24 protein-coding genes are annotated in these 23,240 nt (G+C 60.9%); 8 read left to right on the plus strand and 16 right to left on the minus strand.

The genetic code is table 11. The features are described 5' to 3' along the window. Positions 1–157: 157 nt before the first annotated feature. The 6 genes from GSQ93_RS32845 to GSQ93_RS32865 form a co-directional block, all read right to left on the minus strand. The gene (locus GSQ93_RS32845) at positions 158–637 is read right to left on the minus strand and encodes a hypothetical protein (protein WP_158940100.1); all 480 of its coding nucleotides are present in this window, start codon (positions 635–637) and stop codon (positions 158–160) included. A gap of 120 nt (positions 638–757) precedes the next feature. Continuing rightward, the gene (locus GSQ93_RS37695; RefSeq protein ID WP_174254708.1) at positions 758–925 is read right to left on the minus strand and encodes a hypothetical protein; all 168 of its coding nucleotides are present in this window, start codon (positions 923–925) and stop codon (positions 758–760) included. A gap of 107 nt (positions 926–1,032) precedes the next feature. Further along, the gene (locus GSQ93_RS32850; protein WP_158940101.1) at positions 1,033–1,416 is read right to left on the minus strand and encodes a DUF3175 domain-containing protein; all 384 of its coding nucleotides are present in this window, start codon (positions 1,414–1,416) and stop codon (positions 1,033–1,035) included. Positions 1,417–1,431: 15 nt separating this feature from the next. After that, positions 1,432–2,049, minus strand: a complete 618-nt coding sequence (locus tag GSQ93_RS32855; RefSeq protein ID WP_158940102.1) for a UdgX family uracil-DNA binding protein — start codon at positions 2,047–2,049, stop codon at positions 1,432–1,434. Positions 2,050–2,056: 7 nt separating this feature from the next. Next, positions 2,057–3,601: an FAD-dependent oxidoreductase gene (locus GSQ93_RS32860; protein WP_158940103.1), complete on the minus strand. Its 1,545-nt coding sequence runs from the start codon at positions 3,599–3,601 to the stop codon at positions 2,057–2,059. Positions 3,602–3,732: 131 nt separating this feature from the next. Further along, a complete protein-coding gene (locus GSQ93_RS32865; protein WP_158940104.1) occupies positions 3,733–4,653 on the minus strand; it encodes a LysR substrate-binding domain-containing protein in 921 nt (306 codons plus the stop codon). 107 nt (positions 4,654–4,760) lie between these two features. On the opposite strand from GSQ93_RS32865, the gene GSQ93_RS32870 reads away from it, so the two are divergent. Both GSQ93_RS32870 and GSQ93_RS32875 read left to right on the plus strand, forming a co-directional pair. Further along, on the plus strand, positions 4,761–6,059 hold the full coding sequence (locus GSQ93_RS32870; RefSeq protein WP_158940105.1) for an MFS transporter: 1,299 nt from the start codon (positions 4,761–4,763) through the stop codon (positions 6,057–6,059). A 230-nt stretch (positions 6,060–6,289) separates the two neighbouring features. Continuing rightward, complete coding sequence (locus GSQ93_RS32875; protein ID WP_158940133.1) at positions 6,290–7,159, plus strand: NAD-dependent protein deacetylase; 870 nt, start codon at positions 6,290–6,292, stop codon at positions 7,157–7,159. Here the strand turns inward: GSQ93_RS32875 and GSQ93_RS32880 are convergent. Beyond that, the gene (locus tag GSQ93_RS32880) at positions 7,156–8,007 is read right to left on the minus strand and encodes a PA4780 family RIO1-like protein kinase (RefSeq protein ID WP_158940106.1); all 852 of its coding nucleotides are present in this window, start codon (positions 8,005–8,007) and stop codon (positions 7,156–7,158) included. The two genes, GSQ93_RS32875 and GSQ93_RS32880, sit on opposite strands and share 4 nt — an antisense overlap. A 75-nt stretch (positions 8,008–8,082) precedes the next feature. Between GSQ93_RS32880 and GSQ93_RS32885 the strand changes: the two genes are divergently transcribed. Continuing rightward, positions 8,083–8,286, plus strand: a complete 204-nt coding sequence (locus tag GSQ93_RS32885) for a hypothetical protein (RefSeq protein WP_158940107.1) — start codon at positions 8,083–8,085, stop codon at positions 8,284–8,286. An 11-nt stretch (positions 8,287–8,297) separates the two neighbouring features. On the opposite strand, the gene GSQ93_RS32890 is transcribed toward GSQ93_RS32885, so the two are convergent. Continuing rightward, a complete protein-coding gene (locus tag GSQ93_RS32890) occupies positions 8,298–10,403 on the minus strand; it encodes a phosphocholine-specific phospholipase C (RefSeq protein ID WP_158940108.1) in 2,106 nt (701 codons plus the stop codon). A 67-nt stretch (positions 10,404–10,470) separates the two neighbouring features. Continuing rightward, positions 10,471–10,779: a hypothetical protein gene (locus GSQ93_RS32895; protein WP_158940109.1), complete on the minus strand. Its 309-nt coding sequence runs from the start codon at positions 10,777–10,779 to the stop codon at positions 10,471–10,473. 503 nt (positions 10,780–11,282) lie between these two features. On the opposite strand from GSQ93_RS32895, the gene GSQ93_RS32900 reads away from it, so the two are divergent. Together GSQ93_RS32900 and GSQ93_RS32905 are read left to right on the plus strand one after the other, a co-directional pair. Next, positions 11,283–11,720 (plus strand): hypothetical protein, encoded by a 438-nt coding sequence (locus GSQ93_RS32900; protein ID WP_158940110.1) that lies wholly within the window; start codon positions 11,283–11,285, stop codon positions 11,718–11,720. 207 nt (positions 11,721–11,927) lie between these two features. Then, complete coding sequence (locus tag GSQ93_RS32905) at positions 11,928–13,757, plus strand: FUSC family protein (RefSeq protein WP_158940111.1); 1,830 nt, start codon at positions 11,928–11,930, stop codon at positions 13,755–13,757. 977 nt (positions 13,758–14,734) lie between these two features. On the opposite strand, the gene GSQ93_RS32910 is transcribed toward GSQ93_RS32905, so the two are convergent. The 6 genes from GSQ93_RS32910 to GSQ93_RS32935 form a co-directional block, all read right to left on the minus strand. Continuing rightward, on the minus strand, positions 14,735–14,950 hold the full coding sequence (locus GSQ93_RS32910) for a hypothetical protein (protein WP_031357276.1): 216 nt from the start codon (positions 14,948–14,950) through the stop codon (positions 14,735–14,737). Positions 14,951–15,113: 163 nt separating this feature from the next. Further along, positions 15,114–15,902: an ABC transporter ATP-binding protein gene (locus GSQ93_RS32915; RefSeq protein WP_158940112.1), complete on the minus strand. Its 789-nt coding sequence runs from the start codon at positions 15,900–15,902 to the stop codon at positions 15,114–15,116. Between the two features lie 39 nt (positions 15,903–15,941). Then, the gene (locus GSQ93_RS32920) at positions 15,942–16,757 is read right to left on the minus strand and encodes an ABC transporter permease (RefSeq protein ID WP_158940113.1); all 816 of its coding nucleotides are present in this window, start codon (positions 16,755–16,757) and stop codon (positions 15,942–15,944) included. A gap of 12 nt (positions 16,758–16,769) precedes the next feature. Further along, positions 16,770–17,606, minus strand: a complete 837-nt coding sequence (locus GSQ93_RS32925; RefSeq protein ID WP_158940114.1) for an ABC transporter permease — start codon at positions 17,604–17,606, stop codon at positions 16,770–16,772. 29 nt (positions 17,607–17,635) lie between these two features. Beyond that, a complete protein-coding gene (locus GSQ93_RS32930) occupies positions 17,636–18,703 on the minus strand; it encodes an ABC transporter substrate-binding protein (RefSeq protein ID WP_158940115.1) in 1,068 nt (355 codons plus the stop codon). An 84-nt stretch (positions 18,704–18,787) separates the two neighbouring features. Next, complete coding sequence (locus tag GSQ93_RS32935) at positions 18,788–19,720, minus strand: TauD/TfdA family dioxygenase (RefSeq protein ID WP_158940116.1); 933 nt, start codon at positions 19,718–19,720, stop codon at positions 18,788–18,790. Between the two features lie 358 nt (positions 19,721–20,078). Here GSQ93_RS32935 and GSQ93_RS32940 point away from each other — a divergent pair, with 358 nt between their 5' ends. After that, positions 20,079–20,294 (plus strand): hypothetical protein, encoded by a 216-nt coding sequence (locus tag GSQ93_RS32940; protein ID WP_158940117.1) that lies wholly within the window; start codon positions 20,079–20,081, stop codon positions 20,292–20,294. Between the two features lie 205 nt (positions 20,295–20,499). On the opposite strand, the gene GSQ93_RS32945 is transcribed toward GSQ93_RS32940, so the two are convergent. After that, positions 20,500–21,159 carry an NADPH-dependent FMN reductase gene (locus GSQ93_RS32945; protein ID WP_158940118.1) on the minus strand — a complete coding sequence of 220 codons (660 nt, stop codon included), beginning with the start codon at positions 21,157–21,159 and terminating at the stop codon, positions 20,500–20,502. Positions 21,160–21,532: 373 nt separating this feature from the next. Between GSQ93_RS32945 and GSQ93_RS32950 the strand changes: the two genes are divergently transcribed. Together GSQ93_RS32950 and GSQ93_RS32955 are read left to right on the plus strand one after the other, a co-directional pair. Then, a complete protein-coding gene (locus tag GSQ93_RS32950; protein WP_158940119.1) occupies positions 21,533–22,567 on the plus strand; it encodes a methionine ABC transporter ATP-binding protein in 1,035 nt (344 codons plus the stop codon). Then, on the plus strand, positions 22,557–23,210 hold the full coding sequence (locus tag GSQ93_RS32955; protein ID WP_089160441.1) for a methionine ABC transporter permease: 654 nt from the start codon (positions 22,557–22,559) through the stop codon (positions 23,208–23,210). Before GSQ93_RS32950 ends, GSQ93_RS32955 begins: the two co-directional genes overlap by 11 nt. Positions 23,211–23,240: the final 30 nt, after the last annotated feature.

Genomic DNA, 23,240 nt, shown 5'->3' on the forward strand with positions numbered 1-23,240 from the left:
TCCGTTGTATCCATTGGTTGGAGGGCGGTGTCACTCGATCCGGCGGGTCACTCTTGCTAAGGCGTTCGGGCGCGTTCGTGCGCTAAGGCATTCTGTATTGTGCCGCGTGCGGCAGGATCACGGTCAGTCAAGACCATGACATGGATCAAGGGCAATGCTATGACTTGCTGTCTCGACGCGGGGATGTCGCATGCAGGAGCGGGTTGAAACCTGCAGACGGTGCTGTCTTGCGCGCGGTTTTAGCCGCTCTTTTGCCGCGACGGCCGCCTGACAACTGGTTGATCAGATCGCTGTCGGGTTCGTCTTCAGGCGGTTCATCGGGCTCCTCAGCGTCGCCGGGGTCGTCGTGCTCTTCAGCACTGATACCACCAATATGCCCGATCACCGTAAAAAATTCCTTCGATGCCTGGCGGATGGTCCGTCCCGGCATCATGGTCATGGCGATCACTTCGTGCAGCGACTTGTTGTCAACGGTACGAAGCCGGGGTGGGGTGTCCCAGTCGATCGTACTGTTAGCAAAACCCGCTATGACACGTTGTAGCACGGCGGGCGAAAGCACGCCGCCGTCGTAAAGACCGATCAGCGTGGCTTCGGCAGCAGTGAACAATTCGTTTGCCGGGGTGGGACGTTTTGCCATCAGTTTGGCGAGCGCGCCAAAGACGGCATGGCATACCCGTCTACGCTATCAGCAATGCGTTTTGCGATTGCCTCGAACGCGCCTCGTCGGCGTAAGACAAATGCTCTGCGATGAAGGTATTCACGCATCGCCAATGCCCTCGATTACCTTGCCGGTGCCGTTGCACTGTTCGCACTTCTGGCCGTCCTTCTTTCCTGATCCGTTGCATGCAGGACAAAGATTCTCGCCGGTTCCCGGCGTGCCGGGCGCAGCTTCGTCGCCGGGATTCAACTCGGTGTTATCGGGCATGGCGCCTCCTTGGGTGACCGGCAATACGCAGCGCGCGGATGTACCTGACGCTTGCGCGTCTGCACTCAGGTAGCAAGGCGCATTCCACCTTTGCTTTCATGCAGCAATCAGGGCTTTCGGCCGAACGCTTCGCGCAGGCGTTTCTTCGCGTTATCCAGGACGGTCCGGCGCGTTTTCGGCAAGTTTCGTCCGGCGCGATTGATGTAGAAGTTCAGCATCGACATGGCGGACTGGAACGGCGTACCTTTGCGCCGGTTGCTGCGCGTGGATGATTTCTTCAGCGAATCGGCGATCTCCTGCGCGCTGCCTTCCTTAAAGATCTCATGCTGGATATCCATTGCATCGCTGGTTTCCATCACATGGTGGGACCAGCGCTTGGCGTTCGAGCTGCTTGAACGCTGCTTCGGTTTTGGCTTCGCGCGCGCATGTTTCTGACGCGTGGTCTTGCGCTTGCCGTTGCTGCTCGTGGTGCTCGTCGATGCCGTCGCCATGTCGTCCCTCCCGGGTTATTTAGCGTGCTTTTCAATCAATCGATGGGCGTGTCTGAAAGCCTCCACGATCGCGCGATATGCACTTTCGCGCGTCGCGGCATCGGGGGATCGAAGCGCATACGATGGATGAAAGGTTGCAATGACCCAACGCCCGTCGTGTTCGATCGCATCTCCCATCGAGGCCTGCAATTTCACGGTTGGTTTTTGCAGAACGGACTTCAACGCAGTCACGCCCAATGCAACAACGACCTTGGGATCGTGTTCTGCCAACTCCCGTTCGATCCAGTAATGGCACGCGTCCACTTCGCGTTGCGCCGGCGTCTTGTGCAGGCGTCGCTTGCCGCGCGGTTCCCACTTGAAATGCTTGACCGCGTTGGTCACGTACACCCGGCTGCGGTCCACGCCGGCTTCATCGAGCGCGCGATCCAGCAACGCGCCGGCGGGGCCGACAAACGGCTTGCCCTGCAGGTCTTCCTGATCGCCGGGTTGTTCACCGACAAGCATCAGCGACGCATGCTTTGGCCCCGCACCGGGGACCGCTTGCGTGGCCGCCTCCCACAAGATGCAGCGGCGGCATTGATCGAGTCGCTCCGGTTGCTGGTCCGGACGAATGCCTATGGGTCGAGTCGCCATGACCGCATCAATCGGCAGCGGCGCTGCGCGCTTGCGCCAGCGTCAAGGGGGAGCGCATGGCTTCCGCCAGCCGCGCGGCAGGGGCTTCGCGGTCGCACGCTACCGCTGCGGCGACCTGATTATCCTTCATCAGATAAGCGATGAAAGCTTGCGCATCAAGATCGCCGTCGATCACCACTTCGTCGTGCTCGCTTGCGTGGCCAAGATATTCGATGCGCTTTTCGAAGTGATAGGTCCAGAAATACGGCACGCCAGTGTAGTGCTCGTTGCCGCCGGCCATGTTCAGCGCGGCGACACGCGCGTGTTGTTGGGCGACGCGCCAGTGTTCTATGCGTAGCGGTTTGTTCGAGCGCGGCAAGGGGAATTGCGCGATGTCACCGGCGGCGTAAAGGTCGGGTGCGAGACCGGCGACCTGCATTGATGAATCCACGGGGATGCCGCCGTCATCTGCCAATTCGACGCCGTGCAGAAAATCGGTAGCAGGGCGCACGCCCGTGCCGATGATCACCACGTCGACCGGAAGTTTTTCTCCACTGTCGAGTTCTGCCTCGCTCACGATCCCATCGCCCAGGAACGCTGCGACTTTGGACTGCATACGAAACACCACGCCGTTTTTCTCGTGCAGGCGTTGAAACATCCGGCCTAGTTCATCGCCGAATTGCGAGCCGAGCGGCACCTTTCCCGGCGCGGCAACGATCACGTCCATCCCTCGTTTTCTCAACGACGAAGCCACCTCCAGCCCGATGAAGCTTGCCCCCACGATCAGCGCTTTTTTTGCCCCTTCGAGCGACGCAAGAATCGTCTCTGCATCGTCTCGCGACCGCAGCAGGAACACGCCCGGTAAGTTTGATCCAGGCACATCCATCGGCTTGGGGATACCGCCTGTGCAGATCAGCGCGGCGTCGTAATTTAAGGTGGTCTTGTTAGACAGATCGATTTGCTTCGTGACGGCATCGAGTTTGTCGACGTTTGCCTCAAGCCGTTCAATGCGCTGTGTCGAAAGAAAATCGTCGGGCAAAAGTGGGGGGATCTTCTCCGGCGGCATGTCGCCGGCCAGCACGAATTTGCTGAGCGCCGTGCGATCGTAGGGCAAACCGTGCTCGGGTCCAATCAGCACAAGGCGGCCATTGAAGCCGGCTTCGCGCAGCGTGGCGCAGGCGGCCGCACCCGCGGCGCCCGCACCGATCACAGCCATCGTGCGTGTGTCCGGAGCGGGCGTATGCGCTGGCCCGGTTTGCGCGTCCGGCGAAACCAGTACGTTGCCGTTTTCGATGACGACCGGGTAGCGTTTCAAACCGGCCAGCGGCGGCGGCTCGATCAGGCTGCCGTCGGCAACCGCGAACGTCCCTTTATGCCACGGACAAACAATGCGTCCATTGCATATCGCCCCCTGCTCAAGCGGTGCGCCGGCATGCGGGCAATCGGCTGAAAACGCATGGACCTGATCGCCTTGCCGGACCAGCAAGATAGGGGTATCGGCAATGCTTACCCGCGTGCCGCGGTCCTCGCGAAGATCGTCGAATTTTGCTGCTTGCTGCATGGAACTGGCCATGTTGCACTCCCGTCTGTCGTTCTCCAGCTTTCAGCAAAAAGCGGGCCGTTGAATACGAACATCGGGCAATGCGTGAAGGCGTCGAAGCTTCTTTCTCCTGCGAACGACACATCGAGACATCTAAACTCGGCTTACGCCGCGAGCCGGTCGAGCGATGCCGACCCGCCGCGCACGGATTCGAGGATAAGCGCCGCGAGCTGCTGCACCGGTGGCGTAGGCGTGGCCGTTGCGCGCACGAGCGACAGCGGCAGCGACGGCAGCGCGGGCAAGCCAAGATCCCGGCCCTCGAATGCCCTGACGGAAGCGGGCAAGCCATAGCGCGTGCGCACGGTCAGTCCAAGGCCTGCTGCCGCGGCCGCCCACAGGCCGGAGAGACTCGGACTCGTGAACGCCACCCGCCAGCGGATATTCGTGCGATCGAGCGCTTCGGTGGCCGCGCTGAAAAACAGGCAGGCGCGATCGAACGCGACCAGCGGCAATGGTTCTGCTGAATCAGGATTCCACGGCAAGGTCGATGATCCGATCCAGCACATAGCCGGCTCAGCGATCATCTCGTGCCGGTCGCTGCCGGGCAGTTCATGGGCTGACGAAACCGCGTCGTCCCAGATCAGCGCAAGGTCGAGATCGTTCGAATCGATCCGGCTGAGCAGTTCCGTATTGCGCGCGACCCGTGCCTCGATGCGCACTTTCGGATGCGCGCGTGAGAACCGGCCCAGGACGTCGGGCAGCATGACTTCGCCGAAATCCTCCTGCAGCCCGAGCCTGATCCACCCTTCGAGATCAGGGCCGCGCACGGCGACAGCGGCTTCGTCGTTCAGATCGACCAGCCTGCGTGCGAACCGCAGCATGGTTTCACCCGCTTCGGTCAGCGCCAGGTTGCGCCCGGCTTTCTTGAACAGCGGCGCGCCCGACTGCTCCTCCAGTTTCTTGATCTGCGCGCTGACGGCCGAGGTCGAGCGCCCAACGCGGTCTGCCGCCTTTGCGAAGCTTCCCAGCTCCATGCCGACCACGAAGGTCCGCAGTGAAGCGACATCGAAATTGGTCTGCGACATGGTTGATCGTCCTATTTTATCGAATCGTTATTTCGATATTACTTGATATTCAGGACGATGATAATCCCCGACACTGAGTCCATCGAAAGCATTCAAGAGAGAAAAGCATGGAAACTCAATGTGCAATCCCCTTGCCGGCAAAGGCGCAGCGCGATTTGGGCGCGTCGCACCGATGGAAAGTGCTGGGCGTCGGCGTGGCCGCGAACGTCAGCTTTTCGGCTGCCGCGTCCGGGATTCCCACGACCGCCGTCTGGTTGCGCTCGGATTATCACCTCAGCAACGCAGCGCTCGGGTTGGCGCTTGGGGCCATGGGGCTGGGCGCCGCGCTCTCGGAGTTGCCGTGGGGTGTCGCGACTGACCGGTGGGGAGACCGCCCCATCTTGCTGACCGGATTAACCACGACCGCCGCCGCGTTACTCTCCATGATGCTGTTCGTCGTGCCGTCGCATGCGGCTGTTCCGGGTTTGTTATGGCTGGTGATGTCGATGTGCCTGGTCGGTTTGGTCGGCGGGAGCGTGAACGGATCCAGCGGACGTGCGGTGATGAGCTGGTTCCAGGAAGGCGAACGGGGTCTTGCCATGAGCATTCGCCAGACCGCCGTGCCGCTTGGCGGCGGCCTGGGCGCGTTGATCCTGCCCTGGCTTGCGTCCACCGGGGGATTCAGGCCGGTCTTCGGGGTGCTGGCCGCCATGTGCGCGGTTTCGGGCCTGCTTACTTGGCTTTGGCTGCATGAGCCGCCGAAGGCGCCTGCCGCAGCGCATGCCGGTTCCAACGCAAGTTCGTCTATGCCGGCTGCGCCCACGGTCGGTCCGCTACGCGACAAGACGATCTGGCGTGTTGTGGCTGGCATCGGCATCTTGTGCGTGCCGCAGTTCGCGATAGTGACGTTCGCCACCGTGTTTTTGCATGACTTCGGGCATGTCGGCATAGCAGGCATTACCGCAACGATGGTCACCGTCCAGCTCGGCGCGATGATCATGCGCGTAGGGAGCGGCCGTTTCACCGATAAACGCGGCAACCGGCGGGCGTATCTGCGCGGATCGACGCTGGTTGCGGTGGCGTCGTTCGTGGTGCTGGGCGTGGTGGTGGCGTCGGGTCACCGGCTGCCTGAGGCGTTGCTTATTGCGCTGATCGCGTTCGCCGGAATCTGCGTGTCCGCGTGGCACGGCGTGGCCTACACGGAACTTGCGACGCTGGCCGGCAAGGATCGAGCGGGCACGGCGCTCGGAATGGTCAACACGGTCGTGTACTTTGGCCTGTTCCTGACGCCGCTGTGCATTCCGCATTTGCTCGCGATCGGATCGTGGGGCGTGGTCTGGCTCGCGGCGGCTGCTTGTGCGCTGGTGGCGTATCCCCTGTTTCCGAAACCCGTGAAGTCAATGAAGCTCGTGGCTCGGGTGTCGTGACTGATTTGGCTGAGGGCCCGGTGGTTCGTGAGGTCAGCGGTTCGCTAACCCATTGGGTATGGTTGGAAACAGACGGCCGGAATGTCGAGGTATCGAAGGAAGGCGCGCCGGCTATTCGTCTGCAGATTAAGGCTTGTACCTAGACGATTCAGATCATTGCCTTAATGCAAACCCGCCGGACCGTTTCCGCGCGCCAGCAGAAAAAGCGTGTTGCCGCTACTATTCCGAAGATGAAAAATCTGCCGGACTACGCGTCTCGAACGCTGTCAAACCCACTCTATGATTTCGTCGAACGGCATCCGCGGCTGTTCGTTTTGTCCGGTGCCGGAATTAGTACGGAATCCGGAATACCTTGCTATCGGGATACCGAGGGGCAGCGTACGGGTCGAGCGCCTATCTTGCTGAAAGACTTCCTGGACTCGGCGTTTACGCGCCAACGGTATTGGGCACGCAGCATGATCGGCTGGCCATTGGTCGCGAGCGCCGCACCGAATGCCGCGCATCTCGCGGTTGCCCGGCTCGAGCGCCTGGGCCTGTTTGAAAGGCTTGTCACGCAAAACGTCGATGGACTGCATACGGGCGCGGGCAATACGGACGTGATCGAATTACACGGCAATATCGGTCGGGTGCGGTGCATGCAATGTGGCGACGAGACCTCGCGTGCGGCGCTCCAGCCGCGGCTTATCGCCGATAACCCGAGTTTCGTCGGCTTGGCTGCGTTGCCGGTGGCGGACGGCGATGCGCAACTCGAAGGCTATGACTTCGAGGCTTTCCTGGCGCCATCCTGCACGTGCTGTGGCGGTCTGCTCAAGCCTGACGTGGTGTTTTTTGGCGAAGGGGTGCCGAAGACCCGCGTCGAGGCGGCCGCAGCCGCGCTCGAGCAGGCCGATGCCATGCTCGTGCTCGGTTCGTCTCTAATGGTGTATTCGGGCTTTCGCTTTTGCGAGTGGGCCGCGCGCGCCGGCAAGCCGATCGCGGCGGTCAATCTGGGGAAGACGCGGGCCGACGCGCTGTTGCAACTGAAGGTCGAAGCGCCGTGCGGGCCGACGCTCGATGCGCTGGCGAGCGAACTCGGCCAGCGACTCGATAAAAGCGCTTAAGGGTCGAGACCCTGCTCGCGTCTTACTCGGGCGTCCTCTTCAAGCCGGATATCTTCAATTTCCTGCATCACGGCTTCGAGATCCACCGGCGTGGTGTCGACTTCCACGTGACCCGTGAGCTTGGTATCGACGGTGAGCAAACCCGCTTCGTACAACGCCCACATCTCCTTGGCGTAGCTCGTCTTCAGCAATTCGGGCGCGAATTGTCCGAAGTAGGTCGCGAGGTTATCGACGTCACGTTGCAGCATGGCTGCCGCTTCGTTATTGCCGGCGGCATCCACGGCCTGCGGCAAGTCGATGATCACCGGACCGTCGGCGGCCAGCAAAATGTTGTATTCGGACAGATCACCGTGAATCATGCCGGCGCACAACATGCGCACGACCTGACTCAGCAGCAGCTCGTGCAACTCGAGCGCGCGGGCGTGGCTCATGTCTACGTCGTTCAGACGCGGCGCTACGTCGCCATGGGCGTCTACCACCAGTTCCATCAGCAATACGCCATCGGTGCAAATGTAGGGCTGCGGCACACGTACGCCGGCATTGGCGAGGCGGAACAGGGCGTCGACCTCGGCGTTCTGCCACGCTTCTTCCTGCATCTGGCGGCCGTAGCGCGTGCCTTTTTCCATCGCGCGGGCTTGCCGGCTGTTTTTCACCGTGCGGCCTTCGCGGTAAGACGCTGCTTGCCGGAAGCTGCGCTGTTTCGCGTCTTTATAGACTTTCGCGCAACGAGTGGAGTCGCCGCTGCGCACGACATAGACGGTCGCTTCCTTGCCGCTCATCAACTGGCCGATCACTTCGTCGATCAGGCCCTCTTCCAGCAGCGGCAGCAGCCTTTTTGGGGTTTTCATACGGCCACCGCATAAGGGAGGACTTCGCGGAAGCCGCGAAGGGGGTGGCAGGCGGGGAGGCAGGAAATTGGAATCATGGCGGATTATAAAGGCAACGCGGATTTGCCCGGGCAGAAGCGGTTGCGCGCGCTTTGGCGAGACCGGTGCCGTCGGATTATTTGCCCCTTTATTCCGTTGGCAAAAGATTGCGAGCGTTGCGCCATCTACCTGACGCTTGGATTCTGTGCTGAAAGAAAAAACGCTGCTGCGAGCGAACTCGCAGCAGCGTTTTTTTGTTGATACCCCCGGTTTCAGCTTCCGAGTGCCGGGTCAGACATGCTGCTCTTGCCCGTTTCCACGTGTCCTGCGAGACGCCGCACGAAGGTCGTGTCCGACGCGGCGGTGACGCTCAGGTCGTACCAGCCATACGACGCGCGCAGGTCGAGATAGAGGCTTTCGGTGTCGCCGCCACGCACCTTGCGCGTGATGACCGTGCCGGGCGTATAGGCGTTCGCTACGCTGAACTGGCAGCTCGTCGTGCCGAGGTTCTTCAGGCGCAATTGCAGGTTGCCGTTGGCGACGTCATAGCCCTCGGCGACTTCCGGCAGCGCCTGCTTGTCATTCCACCAATGCTGCTGGACCGCGGTGCCGGTAAAGCGGCGCAGGAAACCGTTTGGACCGTACACGATGAAGTCGTAGGTGTTGGCGGCGGTCAACGGAAGTTGATCCTGCAGGCGTTTGCCGGCTTCGACGGTATAGCAGTTCGGCGCGGTCTGGCTGTTGGCGGTGTACACGAGGAAGGTTGCGCCGGCGTCGCCGGTGTTGATGAAGTCGAAGGTGACGCCTTTGCCCGTGTTTGTATGTGCGTGAACAAAGAACTCGTAGGGCAACGCGCGGGCGGGGCGCACGCCGGGCTCCTGTTTCGGCACGGCCTGAACTGCGGGCGGCACCGGCACATAGTCAGGATGACGAATCTGTTGCGTCGGGGCATAACCGCTCGTGTCCGGCAACGTCGGAAACGCGGCGTTCGGGTTCTTGAAATTGAACGCGGATGTCAGGTCGCCGCAGATCGCCCGGCGCCACGGCGTGATATTCGATTCGGTAACGTTTGCCTGCGAACCAAAACGCTTTTCGATAAATTGAATCACCGAGGTATGGTCGAACAGTTCCGAGCACACGTAACCGCCTTTCGACCAGGGCGAGACAACCAGCATGGGCACCCGTGTTCCAAGCCCGTAGGGACCCGCCTGATAGCTGCTGCTGCCCGGGAAGATCTCATAGACCGTGCTGACCGTCGATTTGCCGTTCGCAGCCGATGAAGGCGGGAACGGCGGCACGACGTGATCGAAGAAACCATCGTTTTCGTCGTAGTTGATCAGCAGCACCGTCTTGCTCCACACCTCCGGGTTCGACGTCAGGATCTGCAGCACCTGGTCGACGTACCACGCGCCGTAGTTAGCCGGCCAGTTCGGATGCTCGGAGAACGCTTCCGGCGCGACGATCCATGAGACTTGCGGCAGCGCGTTGTTCTGCACGTCGCGCTTGAGGATGTCGAAATAACCGTCGCCGGCTGCCGCGTTCGTGCCGGTGCGCGCCTTGTCATAGAGCGGATTGCCGGGCTGCGCGTTGCGATACTGATTCAGGTAGAGCAGGGCGTTGTCGCCGTAGTTGCCGATGTACGCGTCGTTGGTCCAGCCCCACGAGCCGTTTGCGTCGAGCCCGGTGCCGATGTCCTGATAGATCTTCCACGAAATGCCCGCGTTCTGAAGCACTTCCGGGTACGACGACCAGCTGTAACCCACTTCGGCATTGTCGATCACCGGGCCGCCGCCGTTGCCGTCGTTGCCCACCCAGCCGGTCCACATGTAATAGCGGTTCGGGTCCGTCGATGAGTTGATCGAGCAGTGGTACGCGTCGCAAATGGTGAAGGCGTCGGCAAGCTGATAGTGGAACGGAATGTCCTGGCGCGTGAGATATGCCATCGTCGTCGTGCCTTTATAAGGCACCCACTGATCGTAACGGCCCTGGTCGTAAGCACCCTTGCCCGAGGTCCAGTCGTGCGGCAGATCCTGGATGAACTGATTGCCGAGATCGGGCGCGCTCGGGCGGAACGGCAATACTTCGCCGAGTCCTCCGGCTATCGGCTGGTTGAATACGGGCTGACCATTCGGAAGCTGCACGGCGCGGGTATCGCCGAAACCGCGCACGCCCTGGAGCGTGCCGAAGTAATGATCGAAGGAACGGTTTTCCTGCATCAGCACGACGATATGTTCAACGTCCTTGATGCTGCCGTGCTGATTATTGGCGGGTATCGCGAGCGCATTGCGAATACCCGCCGGCACGATACCTAGTGCTGTGGCGGAACCGGCTGCCTGTGCGGCGGCCCTGAGAAAGTCACGTCGGCTTTTTAAGTTCATGGGTCTCTGTCGGTCGTGGGGGGAAAGCTTGATCGGGCTCGCCGGTCTCTTTCGTTTCGCTTGTGTGTTACTCGGCCTCGTGGATAACCGGGGGCAACAAGGGATCGGAAGCGGCGGCGGGCGGGGTGGCTTGGGTAAGGCTGGACGTCGCTGTTGCCGGCTGGGTTTGCTGCAGGGCCCAGCGTTCTATGTCCGACGATCCCGGTAAAGCGGGTGCATCGGCTTGCTGAATGGAAGAAGCGGGTGAAGACGAAGAAACGGAGGACGGCTCCGGCGTGGATGCCGCGGGTTGATCGTGGTCACCGCATGCGGCGAGCATCGTGCACACGAGCACGGCGCCGCACAGCCAGTCGAGGCTAAGTAATCTGCTGAGCACAAGCGTCCTCTGGACGGTCTGCGTGTTGGTTCGACGAGGCGCCATGCGCATGCAGATGGCGTCGGGAAAGAGCAAGCCAGAGGATAGAAATTACACGTGTAGGAATTATTAAATAATAGAAATAATGTCCTTATCGTAATTAAACCGTAATTAATATGTTTGATTAAAGTAGGAAATATTAGTCAATGAGAGAGAGGGTAAATCGCCGGCCAAACGGGATTTACTGATCGTGAGGACACCGACCAAGGTTTGTCCAAGTCACCGCGACCCAAAAGCACAGGGTTGTGAAAAATTCGTTAAAGCTTACGATTTACATGCCGTAAAGATGTGGGCAGCGGCAGCTAAGCGAGTGCCACTGGCTGTCATCCGAAATCCCGCAACGGCGACTCCTGCGTGTTCGACGGGGAACGCTGGCAGGACCATAACAACATTGTTGCGGTCCGGTCGCGCCAGAATTAGTCATCTAAAACGCATCTGGCCGACCGGACGACACAGGAGACACGATGTTCACCGATACGGCGCAGCGGGTCTTGCAACTCAGCGACTATGCGGTGCGCCTTGGCGCCGCGCGTGACTGGAGCTACGCGCTCGCACGTGAAGTCGAGAAGTCACAAGCCACGCTGAACGGGGTGGCCCAGGATCCTGCAAGCGATGCCGCCCTTTGCCGCTATGCGGCCGACGCCCTTGAATCCCTGTGCGAGAACCTGGTGCGGCTGTGCGCGCTGACCGACCAGGCGTCGGCCAATGCCGAAGCGCTCGCGGCTTTGCCCCTGAAATTTTTCTCCGATAACGAAGGCGCCGCTGAGGACCTCGAAGCCGCGGTCCTGTCGCTGGCCGAAGCAACGTCGACCGCTGAAGCCCAGCTTGCCGAGCTTGCGCAAGTCGTGGCGGAAGCGTGTGGCGCCGTCAACGAAATGCGGCGGCCCGCGCAAATCGGGTAAACCCCGTCCAGGAATTTTGACACGGTAATATGCGGGTATACGTGAAGCGGCAATACGCTTCGCGTGCGTCTCATGCAGTGCTTTGGTCCGGCGATCCCGGTCGAACGTTTTGCCTGACGCACCAAACAGGAGGGTTCGCCGCGAGGCGGACTCGTCGTATCGGAACTGGCCACAAGCCGCTACCGACACTTGTCCCGGGTATTACACATGTCCATTGCAGCATCCCTATGCTTCCTCGCGCAAGGTTTGCGCCGCGCGCGCGACCACCGGTCCTCAACCCGTGGCGCTGTCTCTCCTCCCTCTCGTCTGCTTACCCGCCTGCTCGGCTCCGATCCAGGCCTTCTGCGTTTTCACACCGCGCTTCGCAGTGCGATTGCCTGCGTGCTCACGGGCGTAATCACGATCGGCTGGACCGTTCACACCCATTTACCGCCGACCCTTGCCGCGTTCGCGTTGCTGTTCGCGATGGTCGCGCCGCTGTTTCTTCGCGATGCCACGCCGCGTGGCTGGTTCCGGTCACTTGCTGTTATCTATGGCGCGGGTTCCGCGAGCCTGATCGCGGCGAGCGCGCTCGCGGCCTGGCCGCTCGTGGCGGACGCGGCATTCCTCGCGGTGCTGTTCGCGGCGATGCTGGTTCAGGCATGCGGTCCGCGAGCGCTTGGCGGCGCGATGACGGCAGTTGTTTCGTTCTACCTAGGACTGTATCTCCATCCGACGTTCGCGCATGTGTTCGCGATGCTCGGGTTGTCGGTGATCGCCCTTGCTTGCGTGGCGTTCACCGGTCGCGTGCTGGTGCCGACCCGGCCCGAGGCTACGTTGCGTCGCGCGCTGACTGCGGTGATGCAGCGTGCCACGACCGTGCTTGCCGATCGTCGCGCTGATGAGCCCGGCGCGATGCGTCATTTGTCGCTGTTAAACGAAGCGGCGCTCGCGGTAGAAGAGCAGCTTGGCCTGCTCGATCTCACGGGCGCACAGCGACTGCGGGCGTGCCTGATCGATGTCGAGGTTGCGGCGGCCCAGCATGCGGTGGATGCCAGCCGGCTTGATCGAAGCGATGTTCGTTTGCGGGTTGCCCTTCGGCGTTTGTCGCGTGCAGGCCGTGACGCGGTGGCGTCGACCGCACGCGCAGCGAAGGCAGGCGTGAAGCGGCCAGCTGGCGCGGTGCTCGTTTGGCGCGATGCGCTTTCCTGGCTGCCTGCCTGCCGCGCGACGACGGCCGCGTTGATCGCCATGTTGATCGGTCATTCGGTGTCGCCTGAGCGATGGTTCTGGGCCGTCATTACGACCTTTGTGGTGTTCCTCGGAACGCGTTCGCGCGGCGATACGATCCGCAAGACCGGCGAGCGCGTGCTGGGTACGCTTGCGGGCGTGGCCGTCAGTGCAGCGCTCGTGAGCGCGTTTCACGGCTCTCCCTGGCTGCTGGTTGCCGCGATGGCCGCGTGCGTGTTCGGCTGGGCGTACTTCATCCTGACCTCGTATGGGCAGGGCGTGTTTTTCATCACCGTGCTGGTCGGGCTGGTCTATGGCGAGTTGGGTTTTGCTATTGGACCGCTGATCGAGATGCGCGTGGAGGAAGTGTTCGTTGGCTGCATTGTGTCGATAGCCGTAGCGGTATCGATGATGCCGTTGCGCACGTCGCATCACGTTGATGTCAAGGTGACCGGTGTGCTTGATGCCCTCGAGGAGGTCTTGCGGGTTTGCACTACGCGTGGCGATGGGTCTGGGTCTCATCCGATTACCGCCATGCGCGTGCTTGACCGGCGTTGGCATGAGTTACGTGTCGCATTGAGGCCGCTGCAAACGCAGCGGGTGTTTGCATGGAACACGCGGATGGAACTTGCAGTCGGGCCGTTGTTTGCGTGCGTTCAGGCCGCGCGTGAACTGGCGTGGGAGATGGCACGCGGGACGGCCGTTGCTGCGACTGATGAAGCCCGTGCGCGCCTTGCAGGTGCGTTGGCGTTGTTTGCGGCGCGGTCCGGGCGGGATACAAGGGACGCGGACGCACCGGTTGCGCGGGAGCTGGTTGCTGCGCGGTAGGGGTGGTTTTGGGGGTAGGTTTGAGGGGTAGCGGTCAGGGTCAATGCCGGGTTGCTGCTTTCGGGGTTAGTGGTCTGCGAGAGTCGGATTTTCTCTTTATCACTGTTAGCCACTGTGCGTGGCGGCACGTCATTTCTTTGTCCAAAGCGACAAAGAAACGAAGCAAAGAAAACGCTTTTAACCGCACTATCCTAAGTGTCCACAGCGTGCAGTTTTCATTCATAGGTGCCCCAAAAGCACGGTGCTCGCCAGAGCACCGGATGTGTGAAACCCTCCTTCTCCGAACACAGGTTCTGACACGCTTCGCCACCAGTGATTGAACCTGCCCAAGGAGCACCCCGCGCTATCCGCGTGAACCACCCTCCGAATATGAAGGGTCGTCGACTACGCAGCCAACCCGCTAAGTAACAAAGCCCCAAAATACCTAAGGCCGTTACGGCCGGAAATAAACTGATACACCGCATAACTAACTAAACAAAAAACCGATTTATAAATACACGCCAAGCTATAACGGATCAAGCCGTAATCCACTCATATGATCGCACCGACCAACAGCTAACCCACGAAGACCCGCAGCGGCAAATACGCATGAAGTCGTGCGGGTTCCATGGCACTTGTTCTTGCCCGAGAGCACGGGTGGCGAAGCGTGTCTATGTCAGGATTCGCGAGAAGGAGGGGTTCAAACATCGGTGGTTCTGGCGAGCACCGTGCTTTTGGGGCACCTATGAACAGAAACTGCACGCTGTGGACACTTAGGGTAGCGTGGTTTGAAAGCGCTTTCTTTGCTTCGTTTCTTTGTCGCTTTGGACAAAGAAATGACGCGCTGCCACGCGCAGTGGCTAACAGTGATAAAGAGAAAATCCGACTCTCGCAGACCACTAACACCGAAAGCACCAACCCGGCATAGACCCCGACTCCCGACCCCTAACCCCAGAACCAGGCCCCCATCCACCCCCGAGTGCGAACGAAAGCCAATGTCAGGCGCGTGGCAACCGCCGATTATCGATCCACATGCGAGCCCAGCGCGCGGCATAAGCAATGGCGAGATCGGATTCGAAGAAGTAGTCCAGCGCGTCGAATACATAAGCGCGCTTTTGCAGCGACGCTTCGTCCTGAATCACGAGATTAGCGGCGAACAATCCGCTGGGTAGCGCTTGAGCCGCGGGAGCGACTTCATAACCCTTATAATGCATGCTTGTTTTACCTCAGGTACACAATGCAATGGAATGCATATGTCCCAGATTAACCAGCCTCGAAGAACAGTGGAAACAAGCATTTGGCAAAAGCAAACCCATTGGCATCAGCGATTGGAAAGAAGAAAACGTTGCGAAGCATGTGCATGAGAGACGCGTTTGATCAGGCTGCGGCCTCGTCCTGCGGCACGCTGAAGTCAGCCAGTATTTCGTCGCGCAAGCGTACGAACGCGACGTCGCTACGGCTGCGCGGCCGAGGCAGGTCGACTTTCACCACCTTGCCAATGCGCCCCGGCCGCGCCTGCATGACGACCACGCGGTCCGCGAGAAACACGGCTTCATCAACGTCATGGGTGACCAGGATCATCGTGATCCGCTCATGCTCCCAGATGCGTCGCAACTCGTTTTGCAGACGGCTACGCGTAAGTGCATCGAGCGCGCCGAAGGGCTCGTCGAGCAACAAAAGCTTCGGCCGGTTGACGAGTCCGCGGGCGATCGCCACGCGTTGCGCCATGCCGCCCGATAGCTGATGCGGATGATGCCCTTCATAACCCTTCAGGCCGACCAGCGCGATATGCTCGGCGACCGCACGGCGTTTCTCTTCTTTGCTACGCCCTGAATTCTTCAGCGCAACCGCAATGTTCTGCTCGACGTTGAGCCACGGAAACAGCCGGTGATCCTGGAACACGATACCGCGCGCAAGATCGGTGGTGCGAACCCGCTCGCCGCTGAATTCGATGTCGCCGTCGAACTGATCGTCGAGCCCCGCAATCAGGCGCAGCAGCGTGGACTTGCCGCAACCGCTCGCGCCCACGATAGCCACGAACTCGCCGCTCTTCACCGACAGGTCGATGCGATCGAGCACGGGCACTGCGTGGTCGTCGCCGGCGAAACGCTTGGAGACGTGATGCAGGTTGAGATCACTTGTTCGGGTACTGGAGACGGTCGCCATGATGATATGGACTCTTTATGAAATGGGGGAAATGTGCAATCAAGCAGCCGGATCACGGAACCAGCGTTGCTGGATGGCGCGGGCTACCGCATTCAACGCCCATCCGGTGATGCCGATCACGATCACACCGAACGCCACGAGATCCATGCGGAACTGTTCGCTGCCGTCGACCAGCGTATTGCCGATGCCGCTACCCGCGACCAGCAAATACTCCGCACCGAGCGTCGCAAGCCACGAATAAATGAGCGCGAGATAGATGCCGGTGAAGATGGACGGCAATGCAGCGGGCAGAACGACCTGTCTGACAGTCTGTAACTTGCTGTATCGGAACACGCGGGCGACATCGAGCAGCGCAGGGGAGACCGCGCGGATGCCGTCGCTTGTATGCGCGACCACCGGCACCAGCGCGGCGAGCGAGAGAAACACGACTTTCGCGACATCGCCGAGACCGAACCATACGGAGATCAGCGGTATCCAGGCAAACAAGGAGACCTGCTTGAACGCATTAAAGCTGGGACCGATCAGCCGGTTGGCGAAGGGCGATACACCGAGCAACGCGCCCAGCACGAGCCCAAGGCTTGCGCCAAGCGTAAAGCCCGTCAGTTCGCGTGCAAGCGATGCCGAGAGCGCACGCCACAGGGCACCGGTTCGCGCCTGATCGATAGCCGTATGCAACACCTGCGCAGGCGAGGTCATCATGCCGTGCCCGGCGACCACATGGCGTGAGACAAACCACCAGGCGAATAGGGCGACAGCCGGAATGACCCAGCCGCGCCAGCGTCCGGCCTTGCCCGGTTCGCCCGAAGCGGCGATGGCCCCGGAGCCGGTTTCAAGTTCGAGAGACGGCGTGGACATGTCGATACTCCTTCAGGCCGACCGCGCGGGCGACAGCTTGTGTTCGAGAACCGTAAGCAGGCGATCCGCGGCATATCCGATCGCACCCACAATCAGCACCGATGCAAGCACCAGATCGAGCTGGAACAACTGCCGTCCGTACACGATCAGATAACCCAGCCCTTCCGACGATGCCACCAGTTCAACCACGACCAGCGTGAGCCACGCCTTGGTAAATGCAAGGCGGATACCCGTGCCGATGACCGGCACCGCGGAAGGGAGGATCACGTTGAAGATGGTCTGGCGGCGTGAATAGCGAAAGACGCGCGCAACATCGAGATACGCGAGCGGTGTCCGGCGGAACCCTTGCAGCGTGCTCAAGGTCACCGGCACGAGCGCGGCATGCCCGATCAGCAAATACTTCAACGGCTCGCCGATACCCACCACGATCATGAGGAACGGCAGCCAGCCCAGCACCGGCACCTGCACGACGGCATTGAAGCTGGGCAAGATGTAAGCCTCGGCTGTGCGCGACAGTCCGAGCCATGCGCCCAGCAGCAAGCCGAGCAAGACGCCGCCCGTGAAGCCAACCGCGATCCGCGACACACTCGCGCCAATATGCATCCACAGTTCGCCGCTGCTGGCGAGGCCGCCGAGGGTATCGAAGACGAGGGTGGGTGAGGGCAGGATCTGCGCCGAGATCCAGCCGTAGTGGGAGCCGAGCACCCACAACACGGCACAGGCCACTGGCACGAGCCAGGGCAACGCGATCCAGCCCAGCGAGCGCGCCACGCTCGCAGCGTGGCCGTGGCTGCCCCCGAGCGACGCCCGTTGGCCTGGGTTCAAAGTGCGAGCGATGCTGTTCGCCATGACCGGATTCTCCAAAAAAGTTCAGACGTTCACGATGCCAGCGGTTTGCCGGACTGATCGAAACGCGGCCAGTAGTTATCGAGCTTCAGCGTCTTCAAGGCCTGATCGAGATACTTCGGTTCGAACCAGCCATTCACGCTCACGGGCTGACGAATCAGGTTGAGACGCAGCGCGTCGTCGGCCACGGCCTGATAGCGGGCCACGATAAACGGATCGATCAACGGCGAAGTACGGTCCTTGAGCGTCTGGTTCGCGTACTCCGATTGCCACGATTCCACCGGTACACCGCTCTTCGCCCATAGCTCGAAGAGCGCGCTGCGATTGGCTTCGTCCGAGGACCACTGAGCCGCCTGTACGACTGACGTCACGACTTTCTGCACGATGTCCGGATGCTCATGCTCGAAGTCGTCGAGAACCAGCAGATGCGCCTGCCGCGTGTACTGCAGGCCGCCGTCGCGCGACGCGTAGATGATCTTCGCGAGGCCTTGCCGCTGGAGCTTGAAAAGCTTGAAGTCGAGAAACACGGCATCCACGCCCTTCGATGCAAGCGCGGCTTGCGACGCGGCATCGTCGAGATTGATCACGCGCAGATCGCGTTCGGAGAGACCGTTCGCTTTCAGCACGTTGTCGACTACGAGCTGCAGGTTAGTACCGCGAAATATTGCGACCCGCTTGCCCCTGAGATCCTTGACGCTTTTGATGTCGGAGTCGGGCGGCACGGCCAGGTAGACACCGGTGCGCACGCCCGATTCGAGCAGCAACTTGGTTTTGAGGCCATTCGCGCGGCCGAGCACGGCAGGCAGGTCGCCCTGATAGGCGAAGTCGATCTGGCGATTCGCCAGCGCCTCGTTGACCGCGGGTCCGGCGCCTTTGAAGAACAGCCATTCCACTTTGACGCCGTCGGGTTTGAGCGCGTCTTCCGTGAGGTGCTGCAGCTGGGCGGTTGCGGCCGTTGAGCCGCCGAACACGGGCGGGTCGCCATAACCTTGGGTGGCCACGCCGATCCTGACAACAGCAGGGGCGGCGGCCAGGACGCTCGTGGCGGCGACCATGCCCAGCGTGACAATGAGGGAATGCAGAAGGGATCGTGGGGTCATGGAATTCGAAAAGAAGACGCAAAGAAGACGCAACGCAGGGGAGACGAAAGGCAGCGCGGTTTGGCCGTGCTGCCGGGTGCAGGATCAGTTCACCGCAGGCTTACCGCGTAACGCGCGGCTGCGCCGGCCGTCGATACCCGCGGGCACATCACCAGCCACCGTCGCGCGCCGGACCACGCGGTGTGCGCTTTCGTCGTAATCCGCGACCGCGTAGTGCTGCGTCGCCCGGTTGTCCCAGATCGCCACATCGCCTTGTGTCCAGCGCCAGCGCACGGTATTTTCAAGGCGCGTGACGTGGTCGTGGAAGAGCTCCTTCAGACGATCCGAATCCCGCTGCGACAAGCCGACAAAGCGTTGCACGAAATGCCCCAGCACGAGGCTGCGTTCGCCCGTCTCCGGATGCACGCGCACGACTGGATGTTCGGTTTCATAGACCGTCGACGTGAATTGTTCACGATGCGCCCGCTCGACGTCGGTGGCGGGTGCGCTACGGTTCGCCGCGTAGTCGTAGGTATTCGTATGAATGGCCCACAGGGAGTCCGCCAAGGCGCGCAGCGGGTCCGGCAGGCGCTTGTAGGCCTCGGCAGTGTTGGCCCAGACCGTATCGCCGCCAGCGGGCGGTATCACCACGCCTCGCAGGATCGAGATCTTTGGATAGGCTTCGACGAAGGTCACGTCCGTATGCCAGGAATTGGCGCGCGTGCCGCCCTTCGAGTCGAGTTCAAGCAGACGATTGCTGCCGGCAACCGATGGCACGGTCGGATGCGCGACGGTTTCGCCGAAGCGGCTGGCGAAGGCTTCCTGCGCGGCGTCGTCCAGATGCGACTGACCGCGAAAGAAGATCACCTTATGCCGCAGCAAGGTGGCATTAATGGCTGCAATGGTCGAGTCGTCCAGATCCGGCCCGAGGCGCACGCCCCGGATTTCGGCGCCGATCCGGCCACCCACTGCATGGACGTCGAGCTCCAGCGCGGTTGAGGGTTCGGCGGCAACGGCAGGCGTGGCGATGAGGGTCATCGGGGTGCTCCTTGGGGAATCGGTGGATATCGTCAGGTGTTGTTGTGGGTCGTCGCGTATCGGGATGCCCATGCGCTGGGGCAGGCAGAAATCGCAGCGGCAATAAATTGAAGCATTCGTCCGCGGTCGCGGCAACGAAGCGATTTGACTTTGCTTTACACACCGGACGTGGGGCCTTTATGAGGGACCCTAATTAAACTCCGGACATTCCATGAAGTACTGGCTTAATAGGGATCGATACATTTCGTATTCATCGTCAGATATGCAAATGAATAAAAGATGGTTCCCGTATGTTTAAGTTTGATCTACCTTGTACTTAGCGGTTGCCCGTACCGGGACGCGTTCAAGGAGAACTGCGATGTCTGAACCGAGAGCCATTTTTAGAAATTGGGGCAGTGAAGTGCTGCGGCACTGGCGCGAGCGGCGAACGCTGGCTGTGAATCAGTCGCACGAGGCGGCGCGCGAGCCGTACGATCTCGAACGGATCGCGACGTGTGCATGCAGCGGTTATTTCCACACGGGTTATGCGCTCGATCCGTTTGTTTTTACGCCGGAGTTGCCGTTCAGGGACTAGGCACAGGTGTCGGACGAAGAATCGGCGTGGACTACTGAGTAATGTGTGGATTCGATCGGCGCAAGCGTCGAGGAACTGCGCGCAGCGCAGATTGAGGCCGTCCGGAAATGGAACGTTGGCCGTGTTTCCAACTCAATCGCCTGATAAAAATAAAATCGCCCGGCATCAACCGGGCGATCTTTTAATTGGCTTCAATCGACGATGTTCAATCGGCAATGCTCAATGCGATTGCCGTGGAGCCTGCGGATCCTTCATTACGCAGATCCAAATCACCCAGCGCATCGCGGGCATTGAACGCCAGCGCAAACTGAGCAGCCTGCCTGCCCACCGTCGCCAACTGCTCCGCGACCTTCGGGTCGGAGCAGGAATCAATTGTCTCGAAGCGCGTTTCCAGCGAGTTGACCGCCGCGCCGTACGGCGTCGGCCAGCCTCGCAACGCATGCACGATCGAACGCAGGGACGTGAGTACGGCGCCACCGCCTTGCCAGCCATAGGCTGTTACCACGCAGCCCACTGCCCGGCCGTCGAGGTAGGGGCGCTTGTCGTTGCTGAGTTCCTCCAGCGTGTCCAGCGCGTTCTTGACCAGCCCTGAGACACCACCGTGATAGCCCGGCGTTCCAATGATCACCGCATCGGCTTCGCGCACCGCTTCGATCAGTTCGAGTTGTTCCGCCGTGCGTTCGCCGTGTTCGGGCGCATAGTGCGGAAGCGAGTGCAGGAACGTGCCGCCGAACAGGCGCGTGCGCGCACCTTCGGCTTCGGCGCCGCGCAGGGCGAGGCGAAGTGCGCGTTCAGTCGATGAAGCTGCGCGGGTCGTGCCGCCAATGCCGACCACGAGCGGCCGGCGAAATTCAAAGCTCTTCAACGAAATACTCCCAGGAGTGCAGTGGAGCCGCGCTCGGCGCACCGGTTTGTACGCAAGAACGCCGCAGCGTATTAACGAGCGGGCGAGGAAGACCACGCATGGATCATGCCGCCATATTAGCTATCGATTTTGCGCGATGGAACCGAGCTTTGCTTGAATCGATATGAGCATTGCGTATTTCGAAGCCGGCCAGCGCCCTTGACGGCCCCGTCACGCAACGTACATACGGATAAGTAATTAGCCTTGCGCAATAGATTATTAAGCCGCGGCGCAGGTTACGTTAAACTTTCGCCTCTCGCGAACCAGGGATGAACGGCGGTCGGCTACCCGAGCGAACTCGCTCAACGGGAAGTCCGCCGCTTTTTTTGTTTACATGATCGAAATACGCAATCTGTCGCAACGCTTCGCGGGCCCACGAGGCTGGATCGAAGCGCTGCATAACGTCAATTTGACGATTCCGCCGGGCGAAGTGTTCGGCATCATCGGCCGTAGCGGTGCCGGTAAAAGTACGCTGGTACGCACCATCAACCTGCTGACGCGGCCAAGCGAAGGCAGCGTGATCGTGGACGGCCGGGACCTCACCACGCTGCCCGCCGCGCAATTGCGCACGGCGCGCCGTGACATCGGCATGATCTTCCAGCACTTCAATTTGCTGTCGTCGCGCACGGTGTTCGACAACGTTGCGTTGCCGCTCGAACTCGTCGGCATGAAGCGCAGCGAGATCGAGGCGACCGTGTTGCCGCTGCTCGAACTCGTGGGGCTCACCACGCAAAAAGATCGTTATCCCGCCCAGATCAGCGGTGGCCAGAAGCAGCGCGTGGGGATCGCCCGGGCGCTTGCCAGCAAGCCCAAAGTGCTGCTCTCTGACGAAGCCACGTCCGCGCTCGATCCTGAAACCACCCGCTCCATTCTTGATCTGCTCCGCAAGATCAACAAGGAGCTCGGCCTGACGATCGTGCTGATCACGCATCAGATGGACGTGATCAAGCAGGTCTGCGATCGCGTCGCGGTGCTCGATGCCGGCCGCGTGGTAGAGGAGGGCAACGTGGTCGATGTCTTCATGCAGCCGCATCACGAAGTCACGCGCGCGTTGATTGGCGACGTGATCGCGCACGAGTTGCCGCCCGCGCTGAAGTTGCGCGTGGCCGAGCGCCTGAAAACCGGCAGCGGTCATTTGCTGCGGCTGGCGTTCACCGGCTCCGGCGTCGACCAGCCGATCCTCTCTGAAACCATCCGCCGCTTCGAACTCGATTTCAACATCCTGCACGGCCAGATCGACGAGATCCAGGGCCAAGCGTTCGGCTCGCTGGCGGTGCTCGCGGCCGGAAAACCGGCGAACGTGGCCGAGGCCATCGCATATTTGCGTGAACAAGGTGTGGTGGTAGAGGCGATGTCCCATGTTGAGTGAAATGTTCGATATGTTCGTCCAGTCGTTCTGGGAAACGCTCGTGATGGTGGGCATTTCCGGGCTGGTCGGCGCGGCCTTGGGGCTGCCGTTGGGCGTGCTGCTGTATCTCACCGACCGCGACGGCGTGTTGCGCAATCTCGCGGTGAACCGTGTCATGGGTGGCGTTGTGAATGCGGTGCGCTCCACACCGTTTATCATTCTGCTCGTCGCGGTGATCCCGTTCACACGGCTGGTGGTCGGCTCGTCGATCGGGACCATGGCCGCGGTTGTGCCGCTGACTATCGCCGCTGCGCCGTTCATCGCGCGGCTGGTCGAAACCGCCCTGCGCGAGGTCGATCGCGGCTTGATTGAAGCGGCGCAGGCAATGGGCGCAACAACGAGCCAGATCGTATTCAAGGTGCTGCTGCCGGAGTCCTTGCCGGGCGTGGTTGCTGGTTTGACGATTACGTTCGTGTCACTGGTCGGGTATTCGGCCATGGCCGGCGCGATTGGCGGTGGTGGTCTGGGCGACCTGGGCATTCGCTATGGGTATCAACGGTTTTTGCCGGAAGTGATGCTGACGGTGGTGGTGATCCTGATCGTCTTCGTGCAGCTCGTGCAGTCGTTCGGTGACTGGCTCGTGCGCCGTCTCAGTCATAAATAAATAGTCGTAAATAAATTCTTATACAAAGCT

Source organism: Burkholderia sp. S171 (assembly GCF_009766085.1).
GTDB lineage: Bacteria > Pseudomonadota > Gammaproteobacteria > Burkholderiales > Burkholderiaceae > Caballeronia.

Excerpts from the sequence above, each read along its gene's own strand:
- GSQ93_RS32845 (WP_158940100.1), bottom strand. The coding sequence starts at position 637 with ATGGCAAAACGTCCCACCCCGGCAAACGAATTGTTCACTGCTGCCGAA.
- GSQ93_RS37695 (WP_174254708.1), bottom strand. The coding sequence starts at position 925 with ATGCCCGATAACACCGAGTTGAATCCCGGCGACGAAGCTGCGCCCGGC.
- GSQ93_RS32850 (WP_158940101.1), bottom strand. The coding sequence starts at position 1,416 with ATGGCGACGGCATCGACGAGCACCACGAGCAGCAACGGCAAGCGCAAG.
- GSQ93_RS32855 (WP_158940102.1), bottom strand. The coding sequence starts at position 2,049 with ATGGCGACTCGACCCATAGGCATTCGTCCGGACCAGCAACCGGAGCGA.
- GSQ93_RS32860 (WP_158940103.1), bottom strand. The coding sequence starts at position 3,601 with ATGGCCAGTTCCATGCAGCAAGCAGCAAAATTCGACGATCTTCGCGAG.
- GSQ93_RS32865 (WP_158940104.1), bottom strand. The coding sequence starts at position 4,653 with ATGTCGCAGACCAATTTCGATGTCGCTTCACTGCGGACCTTCGTGGTC.
- GSQ93_RS32870 (WP_158940105.1), top strand. The coding sequence starts at position 4,761 with ATGGAAACTCAATGTGCAATCCCCTTGCCGGCAAAGGCGCAGCGCGAT.
- GSQ93_RS32875 (WP_158940133.1), top strand. The coding sequence starts at position 6,290 with ATGAAAAATCTGCCGGACTACGCGTCTCGAACGCTGTCAAACCCACTC.
- GSQ93_RS32880 (WP_158940106.1), bottom strand. The coding sequence starts at position 8,007 with ATGAAAACCCCAAAAAGGCTGCTGCCGCTGCTGGAAGAGGGCCTGATC.
- GSQ93_RS32885 (WP_158940107.1), top strand. The coding sequence starts at position 8,083 with ATGGCGGATTATAAAGGCAACGCGGATTTGCCCGGGCAGAAGCGGTTG.
- GSQ93_RS32890 (WP_158940108.1), bottom strand. The coding sequence starts at position 10,403 with ATGAACTTAAAAAGCCGACGTGACTTTCTCAGGGCCGCCGCACAGGCA.
- GSQ93_RS32900 (WP_158940110.1), top strand. The coding sequence starts at position 11,283 with ATGTTCACCGATACGGCGCAGCGGGTCTTGCAACTCAGCGACTATGCG.
- GSQ93_RS32905 (WP_158940111.1), top strand. The coding sequence starts at position 11,928 with ATGTCCATTGCAGCATCCCTATGCTTCCTCGCGCAAGGTTTGCGCCGC.
- GSQ93_RS32910 (WP_031357276.1), bottom strand. The coding sequence starts at position 14,950 with ATGCATTATAAGGGTTATGAAGTCGCTCCCGCGGCTCAAGCGCTACCC.
- GSQ93_RS32915 (WP_158940112.1), bottom strand. The coding sequence starts at position 15,902 with ATGGCGACCGTCTCCAGTACCCGAACAAGTGATCTCAACCTGCATCAC.
- GSQ93_RS32920 (WP_158940113.1), bottom strand. The coding sequence starts at position 16,757 with ATGTCCACGCCGTCTCTCGAACTTGAAACCGGCTCCGGGGCCATCGCC.
- GSQ93_RS32925 (WP_158940114.1), bottom strand. The coding sequence starts at position 17,606 with ATGGCGAACAGCATCGCTCGCACTTTGAACCCAGGCCAACGGGCGTCG.
- GSQ93_RS32930 (WP_158940115.1), bottom strand. The coding sequence starts at position 18,703 with ATGACCCCACGATCCCTTCTGCATTCCCTCATTGTCACGCTGGGCATG.
- GSQ93_RS32935 (WP_158940116.1), bottom strand. The coding sequence starts at position 19,720 with ATGACCCTCATCGCCACGCCTGCCGTTGCCGCCGAACCCTCAACCGCG.
- GSQ93_RS32940 (WP_158940117.1), top strand. The coding sequence starts at position 20,079 with ATGTCTGAACCGAGAGCCATTTTTAGAAATTGGGGCAGTGAAGTGCTG.
- GSQ93_RS32950 (WP_158940119.1), top strand. The coding sequence starts at position 21,533 with ATGATCGAAATACGCAATCTGTCGCAACGCTTCGCGGGCCCACGAGGC.
- GSQ93_RS32955 (WP_089160441.1), top strand. The coding sequence starts at position 22,557 with ATGTTGAGTGAAATGTTCGATATGTTCGTCCAGTCGTTCTGGGAAACG.